18 protein-coding genes are annotated in these 16370 nt (G+C 41.5%); all 18 read right to left on the reverse strand.

Annotation, left to right across the window (positions count from 1 at the left end; translation table 11 throughout):
- The 18 genes from pyrH to fliZ all read right to left on the reverse strand — a co-directional run bounded on the left by pyrH (window position 1) and on the right by fliZ (window position 16368).
- Window positions 1-723, reverse strand: a complete 723-nt coding sequence (pyrH, locus tag FBF75_RS01400) for a UMP kinase (RefSeq protein ID WP_008344767.1) — start codon at window positions 721-723, stop codon at window positions 1-3.
- A gap of 134 nt (window positions 724-857) precedes the next feature.
- Window positions 858-1739, reverse strand: coding sequence for a translation elongation factor Ts (gene tsf / locus FBF75_RS01405; protein WP_007499558.1), 882 nt, complete (start codon window positions 1737-1739; stop codon window positions 858-860).
- A gap of 91 nt (window positions 1740-1830) precedes the next feature.
- Window positions 1831-2565 carry a 30S ribosomal protein S2 gene (gene rpsB, locus FBF75_RS01410; RefSeq protein ID WP_007499561.1) on the reverse strand — a complete coding sequence of 245 codons (735 nt, stop codon included), beginning with the start codon at window positions 2563-2565 and terminating at the stop codon, window positions 1831-1833.
- A gap of 155 nt (window positions 2566-2720) precedes the next feature.
- Window positions 2721-3260 (reverse strand): hypothetical protein, encoded by a 540-nt coding sequence (locus tag FBF75_RS01415; protein WP_017367254.1) that lies wholly within the window; start codon window positions 3258-3260, stop codon window positions 2721-2723.
- A 21-nt stretch (window positions 3261-3281) separates the two neighbouring features.
- Window positions 3282-4049, reverse strand: a complete 768-nt coding sequence (locus FBF75_RS01420) for a FliA/WhiG family RNA polymerase sigma factor (protein ID WP_007499565.1) — start codon at window positions 4047-4049, stop codon at window positions 3282-3284.
- Between the two features lie 24 nt (window positions 4050-4073).
- Window positions 4074-4574, reverse strand: a complete 501-nt coding sequence (locus FBF75_RS01425; protein ID WP_007499566.1) for a chemotaxis protein CheD — start codon at window positions 4572-4574, stop codon at window positions 4074-4076.
- Window positions 4574-5200 (reverse strand): chemotaxis protein CheC, encoded by a 627-nt coding sequence (locus FBF75_RS01430; protein WP_017367253.1) that lies wholly within the window; start codon window positions 5198-5200, stop codon window positions 4574-4576. The genes FBF75_RS01425 and FBF75_RS01430 overlap by 1 nt, the downstream gene beginning before the upstream one ends.
- 12 nt (window positions 5201-5212) lie before the next feature.
- The gene (locus FBF75_RS01435) at window positions 5213-5674 is read right to left on the reverse strand and encodes a chemotaxis protein CheW (protein ID WP_008344771.1); all 462 of its coding nucleotides are present in this window, start codon (window positions 5672-5674) and stop codon (window positions 5213-5215) included.
- Between the two features lie 24 nt (window positions 5675-5698).
- Complete coding sequence (locus FBF75_RS01440; protein WP_052320408.1) at window positions 5699-7726, reverse strand: chemotaxis protein CheA; 2028 nt, start codon at window positions 7724-7726, stop codon at window positions 5699-5701.
- 5 nt (window positions 7727-7731) lie between these two features.
- Window positions 7732-8814: a protein-glutamate methylesterase/protein-glutamine glutaminase gene (locus tag FBF75_RS01445; RefSeq protein WP_007499570.1), complete on the reverse strand. Its 1083-nt coding sequence runs from the start codon at window positions 8812-8814 to the stop codon at window positions 7732-7734.
- Entirely contained in the window at window positions 8811-9716 is a 906-nt protein-coding gene (locus FBF75_RS01450; RefSeq protein WP_129548283.1) for a MinD/ParA family protein, read from the reverse strand. The genes FBF75_RS01445 and FBF75_RS01450 overlap by 4 nt, the downstream gene beginning before the upstream one ends.
- On the reverse strand, window positions 9713-10831 hold the full coding sequence (flhF, locus tag FBF75_RS01455) for a flagellar biosynthesis GTPase FlhF (RefSeq protein WP_129548282.1): 1119 nt from the start codon (window positions 10829-10831) through the stop codon (window positions 9713-9715). Before flhF ends, FBF75_RS01450 begins: the two co-directional genes overlap by 4 nt.
- Window positions 10831-12864, reverse strand: coding sequence for a flagellar biosynthesis protein FlhA (gene flhA / locus FBF75_RS01460; protein WP_008344782.1), 2034 nt, complete (start codon window positions 12862-12864; stop codon window positions 10831-10833). Before flhA ends, flhF begins: the two co-directional genes overlap by 1 nt.
- A 29-nt stretch (window positions 12865-12893) precedes the next feature.
- The gene (flhB, locus tag FBF75_RS01465; protein ID WP_136944498.1) at window positions 12894-13976 is read right to left on the reverse strand and encodes a flagellar biosynthesis protein FlhB; all 1083 of its coding nucleotides are present in this window, start codon (window positions 13974-13976) and stop codon (window positions 12894-12896) included.
- A gap of 2 nt (window positions 13977-13978) precedes the next feature.
- Complete coding sequence (gene fliR, locus FBF75_RS01470) at window positions 13979-14758, reverse strand: flagellar biosynthetic protein FliR (RefSeq protein WP_007499578.1); 780 nt, start codon at window positions 14756-14758, stop codon at window positions 13979-13981.
- 6 nt (window positions 14759-14764) lie between these two features.
- The gene (gene fliQ, locus FBF75_RS01475; protein ID WP_003211206.1) at window positions 14765-15034 is read right to left on the reverse strand and encodes a flagellar biosynthesis protein FliQ; all 270 of its coding nucleotides are present in this window, start codon (window positions 15032-15034) and stop codon (window positions 14765-14767) included.
- 16 nt (window positions 15035-15050) lie between these two features.
- Window positions 15051-15716 carry a flagellar type III secretion system pore protein FliP gene (gene fliP / locus FBF75_RS01480; RefSeq protein WP_007499580.1) on the reverse strand — a complete coding sequence of 222 codons (666 nt, stop codon included), beginning with the start codon at window positions 15714-15716 and terminating at the stop codon, window positions 15051-15053.
- A complete protein-coding gene (gene fliZ, locus FBF75_RS01485) occupies window positions 15709-16368 on the reverse strand; it encodes a flagella biosynthesis regulatory protein FliZ (protein ID WP_017367249.1) in 660 nt (219 codons plus the stop codon). The genes fliP and fliZ overlap by 8 nt, the downstream gene beginning before the upstream one ends.
- Window positions 16369-16370: the final 2 nt, after the last annotated feature.

Below are 16370 nucleotides of genomic sequence, written 5' to 3' on the forward strand. Positions count from 1 at the left end.
TTATTTCCCCCTCACGATCGTTCCGATTGATTCGCCATTGACGGCACGTTTAATATTACCTTCTTCCATAATAGAGAAGACAATTAATGGAATGTCATTGTCCATACATAATGAGGACGCAGTAGAATCCATTACAGCAAGCCCTTCTTTTAGTACATCAAGATATGAAAGCTTATCATATTTTACTGCATCCGCATCTGTACGAGGATCAGCACTGTAGACACCGTCTACATTGTTTTTCGCCATTAAAATGACATCTGCTTCAATTTCAGCTGCACGAAGTGCTGCTGTTGTATCAGTAGAGAAATAAGGGTTACCAGTACCTGCAGCAAAAATCACGACACGTTTCTTCTCAAGGTGACGGATCGCTTTTCTTCTTATGTATGGCTCTGCAACCTGTCTCATTTCAATAGAGGTTTGTACTCTAGACTGAATGCCAAGCGTTTCTAGGCTGTCTTGTAATGCCAATGAATTCATCACTGTTGCAAGCATCCCCATATAGTCTGCTGTTGCCCGGTCCATTCCTAAGTCACTGCCTGTCTTACCACGCCAAAGGTTTCCTCCGCCTACAACGACTGCAACTTCAACATCAAGCTCTGCAATTTCTTTTACTTGCTTTGCAATTGATTGAATGACAGTTGGGTTAATTCCATTTCCAGCATCACCAGCTAGTGCTTCTCCACTTAGCTTCAGTACAATGCGATTATATTTCGGTTTGCTCATGATAACCTCCAAGTGTAAACTATACCGTCTCTTATTATGCGTAAGAAACCGTCTTTTGTAAATCAATATCCTCTAAAAAATAGGGAACACAGTGCTTGTGCTCCCTAAAAAAGCCCCAGAGAGCTTTTCAAACATTATTTTTTCACTTGGCTCATAACTTCTTCAGCAAAGTTGTCTTGACGCTTTTCGATACCTTCGCCCACTTCATAGCGAACATAAGTTTGAACAGTTGCGTTTTTCGCACCTACAACTTGTTTCACTTTTTCATCTGGGTTTTTAACGAATGCTTGGTCAAGTAAGCAAATTTCTTCGAAGAATTTGTTTAGACGGCCTTCTACCATTTTAGCAACGATATTTTCAGGCTTTCCTTCTTGAAGCGCTTGTTGTGTTAATACTTCACGCTCACGGTTTGCTTCTTCTTCAGACACTTGGTCACGAGAAATGTATTTAGGGTTTACAGCAGCAACGTGCATTGCGATGTCTCTCGCAAGCTCTTCATCAGTTGTTCCGTTAAGAACCGCTAATACACCGATGCGTCCGCCCATGTGTAAGTAAGAACCGAATGCAGCGTTATCTTCTTTTGTGATGACTGAGAAACGGCGCAGCGTAATTTTTTCTCCGATTTTCGCAATTGCAGAAGTAATATGTTCTTCAACTGTTGAACCATTTTCCATTTTAGAAGCATGTGCTTCTTCAATTGTTGCAGGTTTCGCAGCAAGTAAATGATCAGCAAGTTCGTTAAGAAGATTTTGGAATCCTTCGTTTTTCGCAACGAAATCAGTCTCAGAGTTCACTTCTAGGATAACGCCAGTGTTGCCGTCAGTTTTAATAAGAGTTAATCCTTCTGCCGCAATACGGTCTGCTTTTTTCGCAGCTTTTGCGATCCCTTTTTCTCTTAGAAGATCGATTGCTTTATCGATGTCACCATCAGTTTCTGTTAACGCTTTTTTACAGTCCATCATACCTGCACCAGTTTTTTGACGCAGTTCTTTTACTAATTGAGCAGTAATTGCCATTTTACATTTCCTCCTTCTATGTTAAAACACGGATTACTAGGTGAAAAAAAGGTGATAAAAGGCAGTTCCCTCTTATCACCTTTTGAATAGGTTACGCAGTTGTTGTTTCAGTTTCTGTCGTTTCTTCTACAACAGCTTCTTCTTCGCCTTGTTTAGACTCAAGAATCGCATCTGCCATTTTAGCAGTTAGAAGTTTTACAGCACGGATTGCATCATCGTTTGCAGGGATCACAACATCAATTTCGTCTGGATCACAGTTTGTGTCAACGATACCGATAATTGGGATATTCAATTTACGAGCTTCTGCAACTGCAATACGCTCTTTACGAGGGTCGATAATGAAAAGTGCATCTGGAAGACCCTTCATGTCTTTGATTCCGCCTAGGAATTTTTCAAGACGTTCTAATTCTTTTTTCAGTTGAACGACTTCTTTCTTAGGAAGAACTTCGAACGTACCGTTTTCTTGCATTTTTTCAATATCTTTTAAACGTTTGATACGTTTTTGGATTGTTTCAAAGTTTGTTAACGTTCCACCAAGCCAGCGTTGGTTTACATAGAACATACCAGAACGGATTGCTTCTTCTTTCACTGAATCTTGTGCTTGCTTTTTCGTACCAACGAAAAGAATTTTTCCTCCGTCAGCAGCAAGGTTTTTCGTGAAGTTGTAAGCTTCCTCTACTTTTTTCACCGTTTTTTGAAGATCGATGATGTAGATACCGTTACGCTCTGTAAAGATGTAACGCTTCATTTTTGGGTTCCAACGGCGTGTTTGGTGACCGAAGTGAACACCAGCTTCTAGCAATTGTTTCATAGAAATAACTGACATGTTGTTGCCTCCTAATATAATGGTTTTTTTTCCTCCGCTTAAGTCATGTTCACATAAAACTGCGCCACGGCAGCACCTTCATACGAATCATTAAGCGTGTGTATTTAACACCAAGAAATAATATAACACATGATGGACTGACAATCAAGAATCCTTTACAGCTTTCCGCTAAATTTTAATAAAAGCTCGATTTCTGTCTTGCCCGTTTTTAATTCTTTCGCTATTTCTTCTAATGATAGCCCTTGATCATATAAGGCCTTTACTTGATCCTCAAATGTTTCTTCTATTTCACTTTCAGAAGGCACAGAAGCTTCTGTTTCAAGACTTGAAACGGGTTCGTTTACCTTCTCTTCCTGCACCTCAACTTCGCTAAGGAGAGCCGACAGGTGCTCTGGAACTGGATCTTCACTTTCTACCGATTGCTGGGATTCAATTGGTGGTTGTGGTTGCTTTGGTGTCTGAAGATCCGATTTCAGCTCTTCAGCAGAAAAATCAGGGGAAGTGGCTGCAGCTTTTGATAGTTTTTCATTCTCTTCTTTGACTTCCATCAAAAATGCAGCCAGGGTATTTTCCGTTTCTTCTAAAAGCTCTCGCTGCTTTTGTTCTGTTGCCTTCAGCGAATTCATTCTCGTGTATAAAATGATCACAAAATAAATAAGTGCAGCATGAAGCATAAAGCTAATCAGCCATAGCATATTTTTTCACTCACTAACTCTTTAAGATTGAATGGCTTTATCAAGCAGATGCTTAAGCTTGAACAATGCCTTTGAATGAATTTGCGAAATGCGAGAGGTCGATAAATTAAGCACTTGACCGATTTCCGTTAACGTCAATTCCTCTTTATAGAAAAGACTAATCACAAGCTTTTCTTTTTCCGAAAGCTCTGTCATTTTTTCGGCAAGCTGTTCAATTAATTCATCTTTCAGCATTTTTTCTTCAGGTGTCACAGTCTTTTCGTCACGAATCATGACTTGAACGTTTTCTCCGTCTTCTTGATCATGCAGCTTCTCATCAATCGAGAGCAAATTCGCAAAGAACCCTTCATTCATCGTTGTGACCACATCTTGTTCACTCATGCCGAGTTCTTCAGCAACCTCTGTTGGTGTCACATTTCGCAAATATCGCTGTTCAAGCTTTTCAATTGCCGCTTCTACTTTTTTTGTTTTTTCTCTTGATGTACGAGGCAGCCAGTCCTCTTTACGAAGACCGTCGATGATGGCCCCACGAATTCTGAAGGATGCATATGTATCAAACTTCAGATCTCTTCCGGGGTCAAATTTTTCAAGGGCATCATATAAACCGAGCATCCCTAGACTGATCAAGTCTTCTTTGTGCACTGACTTCGGGAGACCGATGGAAATTCTTCCAACATGATATGTGACGAGCGGCATATAGCGGCGCATAAGATCATCTCCAGCAGCTGGGTCCTTCCACTCTTTCCATCTAGCCCATAGCGCCTGATCTTCGTAATTTAAGGATTGCATCTTTCTCCCCCTATACTTCCTTAGTTATATCTTCATAATGCCTTGTTTCACAGTGCGGATCTCAAGTTCTGTTGTAAGCGGATCGAATTCAATCGTGCGTCCATTGTTCCCGCCCGTGTCCTCACTAATGATCGGGATATGATGAAGAGACAGATGTTCTTTCACAGCTGATACATTTCTAGGTCCAATTCTCATCAGATCATTGGTTGACTTAAATTTAAACATTTCTGCGCCGCCAGCAAGCTTCGCTTTTAGCGCATGTTTGCGTGCTCCTTCTTTTAAGAGCAGATCAATTGTATGCTTGACACCTGTATCTGCATACTTAGCCAAGTTCTCTACCGCTCCTTTTGAAAGAGAGGAGTCTGGAAGCATGACATGGACAAGTCCTGCCAGTTTTTTTTCTTGGTCAAAAAGGACAAGTCCTACGCAAGAACCAAGACCGGATGTCCGAATACGGTCCGGTGTTTTCACAAGCTGAACATCCGCTATACCAACCTTTACAACTGCCGGAATCTGCACGTTCATTATAGGTTACCTAATGCTTTGAACAGTTTTTCAAACGATTCAAAGTCTGGTAATAGAAACATATTTCCTTTCAGCTCTTGCTTATTTTGATCATCAAAAATCGATGTATCAATCACAATTGCCTGATCGCCGAGAGGACTAAACTGCATTAACCCTTCACTAATGACAGCCCCGAACATATCGAGCGTGACATCTGGAACACTTGGGTGAAGCTGCAGTTTTGTTAAATCGGCAAGTGCTGATAAATAAGAACCTGCTAAAATATTTCCTAGCTCATGAAGCGCTGATGTTCCTAGCATGTGTTCATGAATCGTATCAATATCAAATGCTGGGTCCTGAACAAGCTCCCTTACAAATTGTTCAGCTTGTTCAAACGGCATAATGAAAAAGATTGAACCGGTAAGATCACCCTCCATTCGCAAAAAGATACTGGCAACTGGAAGGTCTGCTCCACCAAAGAAATCCATTAAATCTTCAAACGAGAGAACTTTGACAAAAGGAACAGCCATATCAATTTTGCGATTCAATAGGCTGGCAAGAGCAGACGCTGCATGGCCTGCTCCGATATTCCCAACCTCACTTAATATATCTAGCTGTTCATCTTTAATTTCATTGAAAATGCTCATTTCACATCCCCCTTAATGAACAGGTGCATCTTGCACGCTCTTGTCGAGGACCGCACCAGCATGAATGATATTGAATAGACGCTGATCATGCTTAATAATTCCTGTCACCCATGACAGTCCTTCTTTTTCAGCTGAATCAGTAGAAGATTCTACCTCTTCCTGATGGACAGTAATGACATCATTTGCTTCATCAACAATCCAGCCGACTTCAATGTCACCAACTTGTACAATAATCATTCTTGTTTCGTCTGTAATCTCGTTGTCAGTTGATCCAAGTCTCACTCTAAGGTCAATGACAGGTGTCACGACACCGCGTAGATTAATGACACCGCATATATAAGGGGCAACGCCAGGAACTCTTGTCGGCTGCTGCCATTTTTCAATGGACTTTACTTCTGATACTGAAATGGCGTATTCTTTTTTGTTTACGATAAACACAATCATCTTTTCGCCAGTTTTGATATCTGTACTCATTTCAGACCGCTCCTCTATTGTTTTTTACTTGATCAGTGCATTACAGTCAACGATGAGTGCAACCTGACCGTCACCTAAGATTGTTGCGCCTGATATCGCAAATACGTTTGGTAGGTAATCTCCAAGTGATTTTAATACGACCTCTTGCTGACCGATAAACGAATCGACCACAAATGCTGTTAGCTTGTCTCCTTTACGGACAACAATAATGTGCAGTTCTTCTTCTAAATCATTCGCATTTGGTACGTTGAACTGTTTCTTCAAGTACACAACCGGTACGATAAATCCGCGGAAATCAATGACTTCACGATCATGCGTTTGAAGGATGTCACTCTTCTTAATGACAGCCGTTTCTATAATAGAAGAAATCGGAATAGCAAATGTTTCTTCCTCTAGTTTCACAAGAAGTACGGAAATGATCGATAATGTGAGTGGAAGCTGAATTGAGAACAGTGAGCCTTGACCTTCTGTTGAGTTAATACTCACAGAACCACCTAATGATTCCAGCTTGTTTTTCACAACGTCAAGACCTACACCTCGGCCCGAGATATCAGAAATCGTATCAGCTGTAGAGAACCCTGCTGCAAAGATCAATGAATCAATTTGGTGATCTTCAAGTGTTTCCGCTTCTCTTTCCGTAATAACTCCGCGCTCTAATGCTTTTTCAAGGACCTTTTTACGGTTAATCCCGCCGCCATCATCTTCTACTTCAATGAAGACATGGTTTCCGCTATGATATGCTTTTAAAAGAACAGTTCCTTTTTCTGGTTTGCCTTTTTTCACACGTTCTTCTGGTGATTCAATCCCGTGATCGAGACTGTTTCTAAGTAAGTGTAAGAGCGGATCGCCAATTTCATCGATCACTGTTCGATCAAGCTCTGTCTCAGCACCTTCAATGATCAGTTCAATTTTCTTATTGAGCTCTTTCGTCAATTGACGAATCATACGAGGGAATCTGTTAAACACCGTTTCTACAGGCACCATTCTCATGTTCAAGATGATCGATTGCAGGTCGCCAGAAATACGGGACATTCTTTCCACTGTATCCGTGAGTTCGTTGTTTTCAAGTTCTTTGGCAATCTGTTCTAAACGTCCTCTATCTATGACAAGCTCTTCAAACAGGTTCATAAGTGAATCTAGACGATCGATGTTGACACGGATCGTTTTCGTTCCGCCGGCAGCTGCACCGTTATTGCCATTTGCTTTTGGCGCATCGTTTGCTGGCGCTTTAGTGGCAGGAACTGTGGCTTCTTCATTTTTCTGCTCAGGTTTCGCTGCTTTTGTTTCAGCCGGAGCCGCTTCTTCAAAGGCAGAGACTTCAGAAATCTCCACTTGTTCAACCTCTGAGATCGCTGTCACGATTTTTTTCACTTCTTCCATCGGCTGTTTCGATAAGTAAGAAATGCTGAATTCAGATTCAAAATCTTCTGATTCTAAAAGTTCTGCATTCGGAACCGTTTTGACAACTTCTCCTGCTTCGTTCAGTCTTTCAAAAATCATATAGACACGAACGGCTTTTAATAAGCATGCGTCACTTAATGTCACGGTCAGCTCATAACATTTAAAGCCTTGTTCTCTTGCTTCATCAAGAACTGTTCGTTCAAATTCGTTATAATCTAGGTCGCTTGCAGCTGATGATGCTTCAGCTGTCTCAACGGCAGATGCTGTTTCTGCATGGCTTCCTGTCACATCTAGTTTTTTACTAATCTCCGTGACATCACGTTTTCCATCCCCGCCCTCTGCAATCGATTGAACCATTGCTTCAAGGTGATCGAGTGCTTCAAACATCGTATCCATTGATTCAGGAGTGACAATCATTTGTTCGTTTCTGATGGCATCAAACATGTTTTCTAAATGATGTGTTAATTGAGCCATATCATCATAGCCCATCGTTGCACTCATGCCTTTCAGTGTATGAGCGGCTCTGAATATATCATTCACTAGCTGCAAGTCTGTTGGGTTCTTTTCTAATTCAAGAAGTTTTTCATTACAAGTTTGTAAGTGTTCTCTGCTTTCATCTAAAAAGATATCTAAGTATTGGTTTACATCCAACGTGTTCACGCCCTCTCTTTTTTCATGGAGCTTATAATTGCATGTGCGATGTCATCCACATGCCTTGTTTCATGTGCAAGGCCTGCTTTAATGACTGATTTAGGCATTCCGAAAACAACACATGATTCTTCTTTTTCTGCAATGACTTTTGTATGACCACTTGCGACCATTTTTTTGACACCTTCTGTGCCGTCACTACCCATTCCTGTCATAATGACAGCGATTTTCTCGTAACCTTTTATGTTGCTGATGGATTCAAATAAATAGTTAACAGAAGGTTTGTGACGGCTGTCAGTGTCTTCTGGGGACAGCCTGATCACTAAAGCTGCCCCTTGTTCATGAAGTGACATATTCAATCCACCAGGAGCTATGTAAGCCACTCCATTTTTAGCGATGTCTCCATCTTGAGCTTCTTTGATCGTAATTTGTGATAAATGATCTAATCTAGTAGCCAGCGATGCCGTAAATCCTGCCGGCATATGCTGCACAATCAAAATCGGCGCCTCTATGTCTTTTGGCAACTTCGTGACGACTCGTTGAAGCGCCCTAGGCCCTCCCGTAGAAGTTCCGATTGAAATAATCTTTCGGAGTGATGAGCCGCTTCTTACTTCTTGCAGGCGGGGAGCGGCCGCTGGAATTGGACTTGGCGGCTTCATGAACGGCTTAGGAGAAATTTGTTTCTCAGTACGTTTTCTAGACAGGCCTGCCGCAAGTACCCGCTCTACAATTTGACCTCTTACTTTGTGTAAATCGAGCGAAATACTTCCTGAAGGCTTTGTCACAAAGTCAAAAGCACCGAGTTCTAAGCAATGGATGGTTAATTCCTTCCCTTGCTTCGTCTGGCTTGACACCATAATCACAGCAAGGTCGTGTTCAGCCAGAATTTGTTTTAATGCTTCTGTTCCATTTAGAACAGGCATTTCCACATCAAGTGTGACAACATCTGGATTCAATTCCTTAATCCGTTTTAAGGCATCTTCTCCATTTCGCGCCGTTCCGACGACTTCAATTTCTTGCTCGGCACTTAGGAAATCACTGATGAGTTTTCGCATAAAGGCCGAGTCATCTACTACAAGCACTCTAATCATGAGTCCACCTTCCTCCTTTTAAAAAAAGAGGACAACTTATCTATAAACGTATGCTGCTCTCTCCGTGCCTCTCTTATCTGCTGATGATACAGTGTTTCAGCCAGCATTTTAATGGTTTTACTTAGCCTTGAATGAGGCTGCTTCATATAAAATGGCATTTGTTCAGTGACCGCTTTAGGAACAGCAGGATCATCAGGTACCGCACCAGCAAATACAAGCTTTCGGTGTAGAAATGACGTCACCACTCCTGCTAATTTCCGGTACGTTTCAGATCCTTCCGAAGGGGTTTTACACCGGTTGACAATGATTTGAACAGACTGTTCAAACTGATGAATGGCTAAGTGCTTAATTGCGCTGTAGGCATCCATGATGGATGTTGGTTCTGGCGTTGTCACAACGACCACCTCTCCTGCCGATAAGACAAAAGGGAGTTGATCTTTTGACAAGCCTGCACCCATATCAAAGAATATACAATCAAAGTCATTCAATATTTTCTCCATCTCTTCTAAAAAGAACGACCATTGATCTTTGTCTAAAGAAAACAGCTGTTCAAGCCCGCTTCCGCCAGAAATGTAATACAGATTGTCCGTTCCTTTTGTCATAGCCGCTTGGAAGGTTTTTTTCCTAACAAGCACGTCTAATATAGAGCTGGTCGATGTTTTCCCTAGTAAAATATCAATATTCCCCATGCCAAAGTCGAGGTCGATGATGAGCACTTGCTTGCCCGTACTTGCGATAGACAGTGCCATATTCAGCGTCAAATTCGATTTACCTACTCCGCCTTTACCGCTCATGACAGCAATGGTTTTCGCCTGTCCATTCGCACGAAGAGAGTTCGGTACAATCAGTTGATTCTGCTGAACAAGCTTTCTTAAACCTTCGGCTTGGTCAGGCTTCATCATTGTAAGACCATCCTTGTCAAATCAAGGGGGGAACTCTCAAGAATATCCTCAGGCACATTTTGGCCATTTGTTAAAAACCCGAGCCCGATTTGAGATTCTGCAATGATTTGAAAGATCGTTCCCATCGTGTCTGTTTCATCAACTTTTGTAAAAATAAATTGATCGATTGGAACAGGTTCAAAACGTTTGACCATAGCTCTCATATCCTGATACTTCGACGTCGCACTCATGACAAGAAAGCTTTGAATGCTTTCATCAAATGGAATGATATCCGTCAGCTCTTTAATATACGCCTCTTCTTTAAAATTACGGCCTGCTGTATCGATGAAAATATGATCATAGTCTTTAAAGGTCTGCTGTGCTTTCACAAAGTCCTCTCTTGAATAACAAACTTCAAGAGGTGCATTCAGCAGTTCAGCATATGTTTTTAGTTGTTCAATCGCTGCAATCCGGTACGTATCTGTTGTGATAAAAGCAATTTTCTTTTGCTGCTGAATGGCTGTTTTCGCAGCAAGCTTTGCAATCGTTGTGGTTTTACCAGCACCAGTTGAACCAAACAACACAATGTATGTTGAACGAATCATCGGCTCATCAGAAGTGTGAGCTGGTAGCATACCTGTGAGCAGTTTTTCAAGTTCTTTTTCAATCTGATCTTCTTTCACAGCACCCTTTGTTAAAAGACCCTTTAAGCATTCATCTCGAATCTCATCATCAAGACCTTGATCTTTTAGCTTTTGATCAATCTTCATGAGAGAATCCGGCAAGATCCCAGCATGTCGCTCGTTTCTTGCATATTCTAAAGGCTGAGAATGAGAAGGCGCTGCTTTAACTGCTTGAGCAGCAGCCGGCAGCTCTTGCGTAAGATGTTGAATCTGCTCCTTTTTCAGTAACACCGGGATAGGCGCAGCTGCTGGTTGTAATCCTTTACCGGCTCTTTCTTCAAAATCTTGATCCAGCACTGCAATCACTTCGACCATTTGCTGTTTCTTTAAACCGAACAGCTTTCGTTTGACAACGGTTTTCGAATTTAATATGACGGCATCCTTCCCAAGCTGCTGCCTGATTTGGATCGTTGCCTCCTGCATAGAATTCGCTGTGATTTTTTTCATTTTCATTAGATATCCACCACTCCGATGCTCTGTACTTCCACATTTGCTTCTAGTTCGTTATAAGATAGTACCGGTAAATCTGGGAAATATCTTTCTAACAACTGTTTGACGTACATTCTTATAGGAGGTGAGCATAATAGAACCGGCGTTTCCTGACGAAGCGAAAGCTGTTCAATTTCTCTCGCCACTGATTGAATCACACTTTCAGAGGATTCTGGATCTAACGATAAGTAGTTCCCATGCTCCGTTTGCTGCACACTGTCTGCAATCACCTTTTCGACTCGGCCTGAGCATGTCACGACTTTCAGTGATTCATTTTCTCTTGCATACTGTGCAGTAATCTGTCTTGCAAGTGCCTGTCTAACATACTCTGTTAGCAAGTCTGTATCAGTCGTTAATTTTCCGTAGTCTGCAAGGGTCTCAAAAATGGTCACAAGGTTTCGAATGGAGACCTTTTCTTTCAGAAGTTTTGCAAGTACTTTTTGGATATCCCCGACTGCTAGTGGATTCGGTGTTACCTCATCTACTAGAACTGGATAACTTTCTTTCAGATGATCGATTAATTGCTTCGTTTCTTGGCGTCCAAGCAGTTCGTGGGTATTTTGTCTAATCTTCTCTGTGATGTGTGTAGACACAACAGATGCTGGATCGACCACTGTATACCCAAGCATTTCAGCCTGATCTTTTTCTGCTTCTGATATCCATTTTGCCGGCAGACCAAAGGATGGTTCGATTGTTTCAATTCCTTCAATCGGATCATCATCAGGCGTTGGGGACATCGCTAAGTAATGATCAAGCAGCAGCTCTCCTTTTGCCACTTCGTTCCCTTTTATTTTGAGCCTGTATTCATTCGGGTTCAGCGCAATGTTGTCTCGAATACGGACAACTGGAATGACAAGACCTAGTTCAAGAGCAAGCTGCCTTCTGATCATCACAATTCGGTCTAGCAGGTCTCCGCCTTGATTGGCATCTGCAAGTGGAATCAACCCGTAGCCAAATTCAAATTCAATGGCATCCATTTGCAGGAGATGAATGACACTTTCTGGACTTTTCATCTCTTCTACCTCTGCCTGTTCTTCCAGTACTTCTTCAATCTCTTCTTGATCCTGTTTGTTTTTCGACATCATGTACGCACCGAGTGCAAGTAAACCTGCGATCGGCCCTGTCAAAAGTACGCCAATTGGCGTAAACAATCCAAGCAGGAAGATCGTGCCTGCTGTGACGTAAAGCATGGCAGGGAAGGCAAAGAGCTGACCCGTAATGTCTGAACCAAGGTTTCCGTTAGAAGCCGCTCTCGTGACAACAATCCCTGTCGCTGTTGAGATGAGAAGTGCAGGGATTTGCGACACAATTCCGTCCCCTACTGTTAAAAGAGTAAAGTGGGAAGCTGATTCTTGAATCGACATTCCTTGCTGAATCATCCCAATAATGATGCCAAAAATAATATTGATAATAACGATGATAATACCTGCGATGGCATCCCCTTTAACGAACTTACTTGCACCATCCATCGCACCATAAAAGTCTGCTTCTCTTGCTACTTTTTCACGGCGGTTTCTAGCTTCACTTTCTGTCAGCATTCCTGCATTCAAATCTGCGTCAATACTCATTTGTTTACCTGGCATCGCGTCGAGTGTAAATCTGGCCGCAACCTCTGATACACGCTCCGCCCCTTTGGTGATGACAATAAATTGAATAATGATCAGAATAAGGAAGACAACCAGACCAACGAGTATATTGCCCCCAACAACAAATGATCCAAACGTTTCTACAACCTTACCAGCATCTCCAGTTGATAAAATAGAACGGGTTGTAGAGATGTTAAGCCCTAAACGAAACAGTGTTAAGAGCAAAAGCAAAGACGGAAAAATGGAAAATTGCAGTGGTTCTTGCATGTTCATTGTGGTGAGAAGCACGATAAGCGCAAGAGAAATATTAATAATGATTAAAATACTTAATAGGATGGGCGGAAACGGTATGACCAGCATCGCCACGATTAAAATAACACTGAATAAAACAGATAAATCTCTTGCTGACATGCCTGTTCTCTCCTTTTAAAACCAAAAATTCATAAAATCTTTTGTTTCGTTTTATATACGTAAGCCAAAATTTCTGCGATCGCCTTAAAATACTCTTCCGGCACCGCTTGGTCGATATCCACTTGATCATAGAGGGCGCGGGCGAGTGGCCGGTTCTCTACAGTCATGACATCATGTTCTTTCGCAATTGTTCTAATTTTCAAAGCCAAAATATCCGTTCCCTTTGCCACAACATAGGGTGCGTCCATCTTTTCTTCGTCATATTTCAGGGCAATTGCGTAGTGGGTCGGGTTTGTAATGATGACGTCCGCTTTTGGGACTTCCTGCATCATCCGTCTCATGGCCATTTCCCTTTGCCGCTGTTTAATTTTTGATTTTATGAGCGGGTCACCCTCTGATTTTTTATACTCATCTTTGATGTCTTGTTTAGACATCCGTAAGTTTTTTTCATAATCAAATTTCTGATACATGTAGTCAAGCCCAGCTAAGATGAGAAGAGCACCTGCTGCATATAGACCCATAATCAAGGTCATATTTGCCACGAAATGAAGGGTTTCCTCTGCAGTGAGTAGAGGGAGCCGCAAGATTTCGTCAAAGTGCATCCATAGAGCGATAAATGTCGCAAAACCAACAAAACCAATTTTTAAAATGGATTTTAATAGCTCAACGAGTGCTCGAATACTGTATATTCGTTTAAACCCTTTGATTGGATCAAGCTTTTCTAATTTGGGCTTGATCACTTCAGTTGAAAAGAGAAACCCAACTTGTAAATAGTTACTGATGATCCCTGCCAGCATCCCAACACCAAGAATTGGCATGAGGAGGAGACCTGTCTCTTGAAGCAATTCCAAGAATAACTGGTGAATATTAGATGTGCTAACCTTCATTAGCATGGTTGTTGAATAAAAACGTTCAATGAGCGCAATAATACGCTCTTTCATAAAAGGCCCAATAAAAAAGAATGATAAAAAGATTAGTAGAAATGAGATGGCTGTATTGACGTCGGTACTTTTGGCAACCTGCCCTTTTTTACGTGAATCCCGTCTCTTTTTCGGTGTTGCTTTTTCTGTTTTTTCACCTGCGAAAAATTGCAAGTCGAGTCTAAGTCTTATCGTCATGACGAACCACCGACCAATGCTAAGAAATTCCTCATGGTGAGCACAATCGTTTCAAATGTATTTTGGACGACCCCGAAGATGACACCCATACAAATGATGATCATAATAAAACTCACGCCCATTTTAATGGGAAGTCCAACGACAAATACGTTCATTTGCGGAACTGTACGTGCCACAATTCCTAATGCCAAATCGACTAAAAACAAACTAGCCACAACAGGTGCTGAGATTTGAAAGGCTATGATGAACATTTGGTTGAAACTCTTTGCAATAAAGTAAGCAAAGGATTCACTACCGAAGTTCAGTGCATACTGATCAACTTGAATATATTGAAAACTGTAATAGATTCCATCAAGCAGCAAATGATGTGCATTTGTTGCCAGCATCAGCAGCAAGGTCACCGTATAAAAAAACTGCCCCATCAGCGGTGTTTGCGCCCCTGTTTGTGGATCAATAATATTGGCGATCGCAAAGCCCATTTGAAAATCGATGAATGAGCCGGCAATTTGAACTGCGGACACCATGATATATGCAATCAGTCCAAGAAGAAGTCCGACCATTGCTTCTTTCACGGCAAGCATCATGTAAAGACCGTCGATATCGAGTGCTGGCGGTTCTTTAATGGTGCTAAAACTAATGACAGCCAAAAACAGTGAAAAACCAACTCTGTGAACTGCTGGTATCGTTCGATGCGCTAATAGCGGCACTGTCACAAAAAAAGCGGTGATCCGAATGAAAACGAGAAGAAAGGCAGGAAATAATTCTATGATTGACATCTCTGATTAACCTGCAAATCGATCTAAATTCGAGAACAGCTCTGTTGTAAATGACACAATTGTTGAAAGCATCCACGGACCAAACACAACAAGTCCAATAAGCACTGCAACAATTTTTGGAATGAACGCAAGCGTCTGTTCTTGGATTTGGGTTGTCGCCTGAAACACACTGACAATTAGTCCCACGATTAGTGCGAGCGCTAGAAGCGGCCCGCTGACAAGTAATACAACATACACTGATCTTTCAGCCATCGTAATGACAAATTCTGAACTCATGTTTTAAGCACCTACTCTAAAAGCTTTGCAGCAAAGATTTAACAATCAAATACCATCCATCAACTAATACAAATAACAATATTTTGAAAGGGAGCGATATCATAACTGGCGGAAGCATCATCATCCCCATCGACATCAGGACACTTGCGACCACCATGTCAATAATTAAAAATGGAATAAAAATCATAAAACCAATTTGAAATGCCGTCTTTAATTCTGAAATTGCAAATGCTGGTACCATCGCCGTTAAGGGAATATCTTTAATCGATTCAGGGGTATCCATTTTTGCGTAACTAAGAAATAAAGCCAAATCTTTCTGTCTCGTATGTTTACTCATAAACTCTTTAATTGGCACTTCGGCTTTTTCATAGGCCTGATTTAACGTAATATCATCATTTAAAAGCGGCGTGAGTGCCTCTTTATTAATCTCTGAGAACGTGGGTGCCATAATAAAAAATGTGAGAAACAAAGCAAGTCCTACAAGCACTTGGTTTGGCGGCATTGAGTTGGTTGCAAGTGATGTTCTGACGAAAGAAAGAACAATCACAATCCGTGTAAAACAGGTCATTAAAATAAGAATGCCTGGTGCAACTGAAAATACAGTTAACAATAAAAGAAGACGGACAGATGTGCTAATATTCCCTGCGCCACTGGAATTAAATAAATCGATAAACTCATTCATTTTGTTTCGGGCCTTTCTTTCTGACTTCTGATTGGGTCTTTTTCAATTCGGCTAGCTGCGCCTTTAAATTGGCTGAAAAAGAAGAAGTGGTCGGCTGATCGTGTTTCTTCACTTGCGATGTTAATTTTTGCATCATTTTCGGTAAGTCAGTCTTACTTTCCATCGCTTCTTCGTATTGTTTCACAATCGCTTCGCATTCTTGTTCATCATCGATTTCTTTTAGCAGCTGGATTGAGTCTGCTACGCCGACAACTAATACTCGTTTGCCCACTTTGATCAGCTGAACTGAACGATTTTGACCAACCGTCGTTCCGCCAATATTTTCAACATAGCGAAATGGCTTGAGTAAGCGGTTTTGCTTTCCAACAAATCTCACCAATCCGTAAATGAGCAGGATGACAAAAAGTAAGGCACCAATCATTTTGACAAAATCCATAATGGAGACAGAAGAAGAGGGAACTTCTTCTGCCGGATTCGTTTGATTGTCAGTGGTTTTCTTTTCTGTATCCTTTTTGCTTTCTTTCTCATCTTTGAGCCAGTCATTCACTGTGCCATTTTCAGAATCTTTTGTTTCAGCAAACAGTGAGGCTGGCTGCGCTGTCAAGAAAAGCATAAAACTGATCATTGCTATACATATCAAACGTTTTTTCAACA

This window comes from Bacillus sp. S2(2019), assembly GCF_005144805.1.
GTDB classification, from domain to species: Bacteria; Bacillota; Bacilli; order Bacillales; family Bacillaceae; genus Bacillus; species Bacillus altitudinis.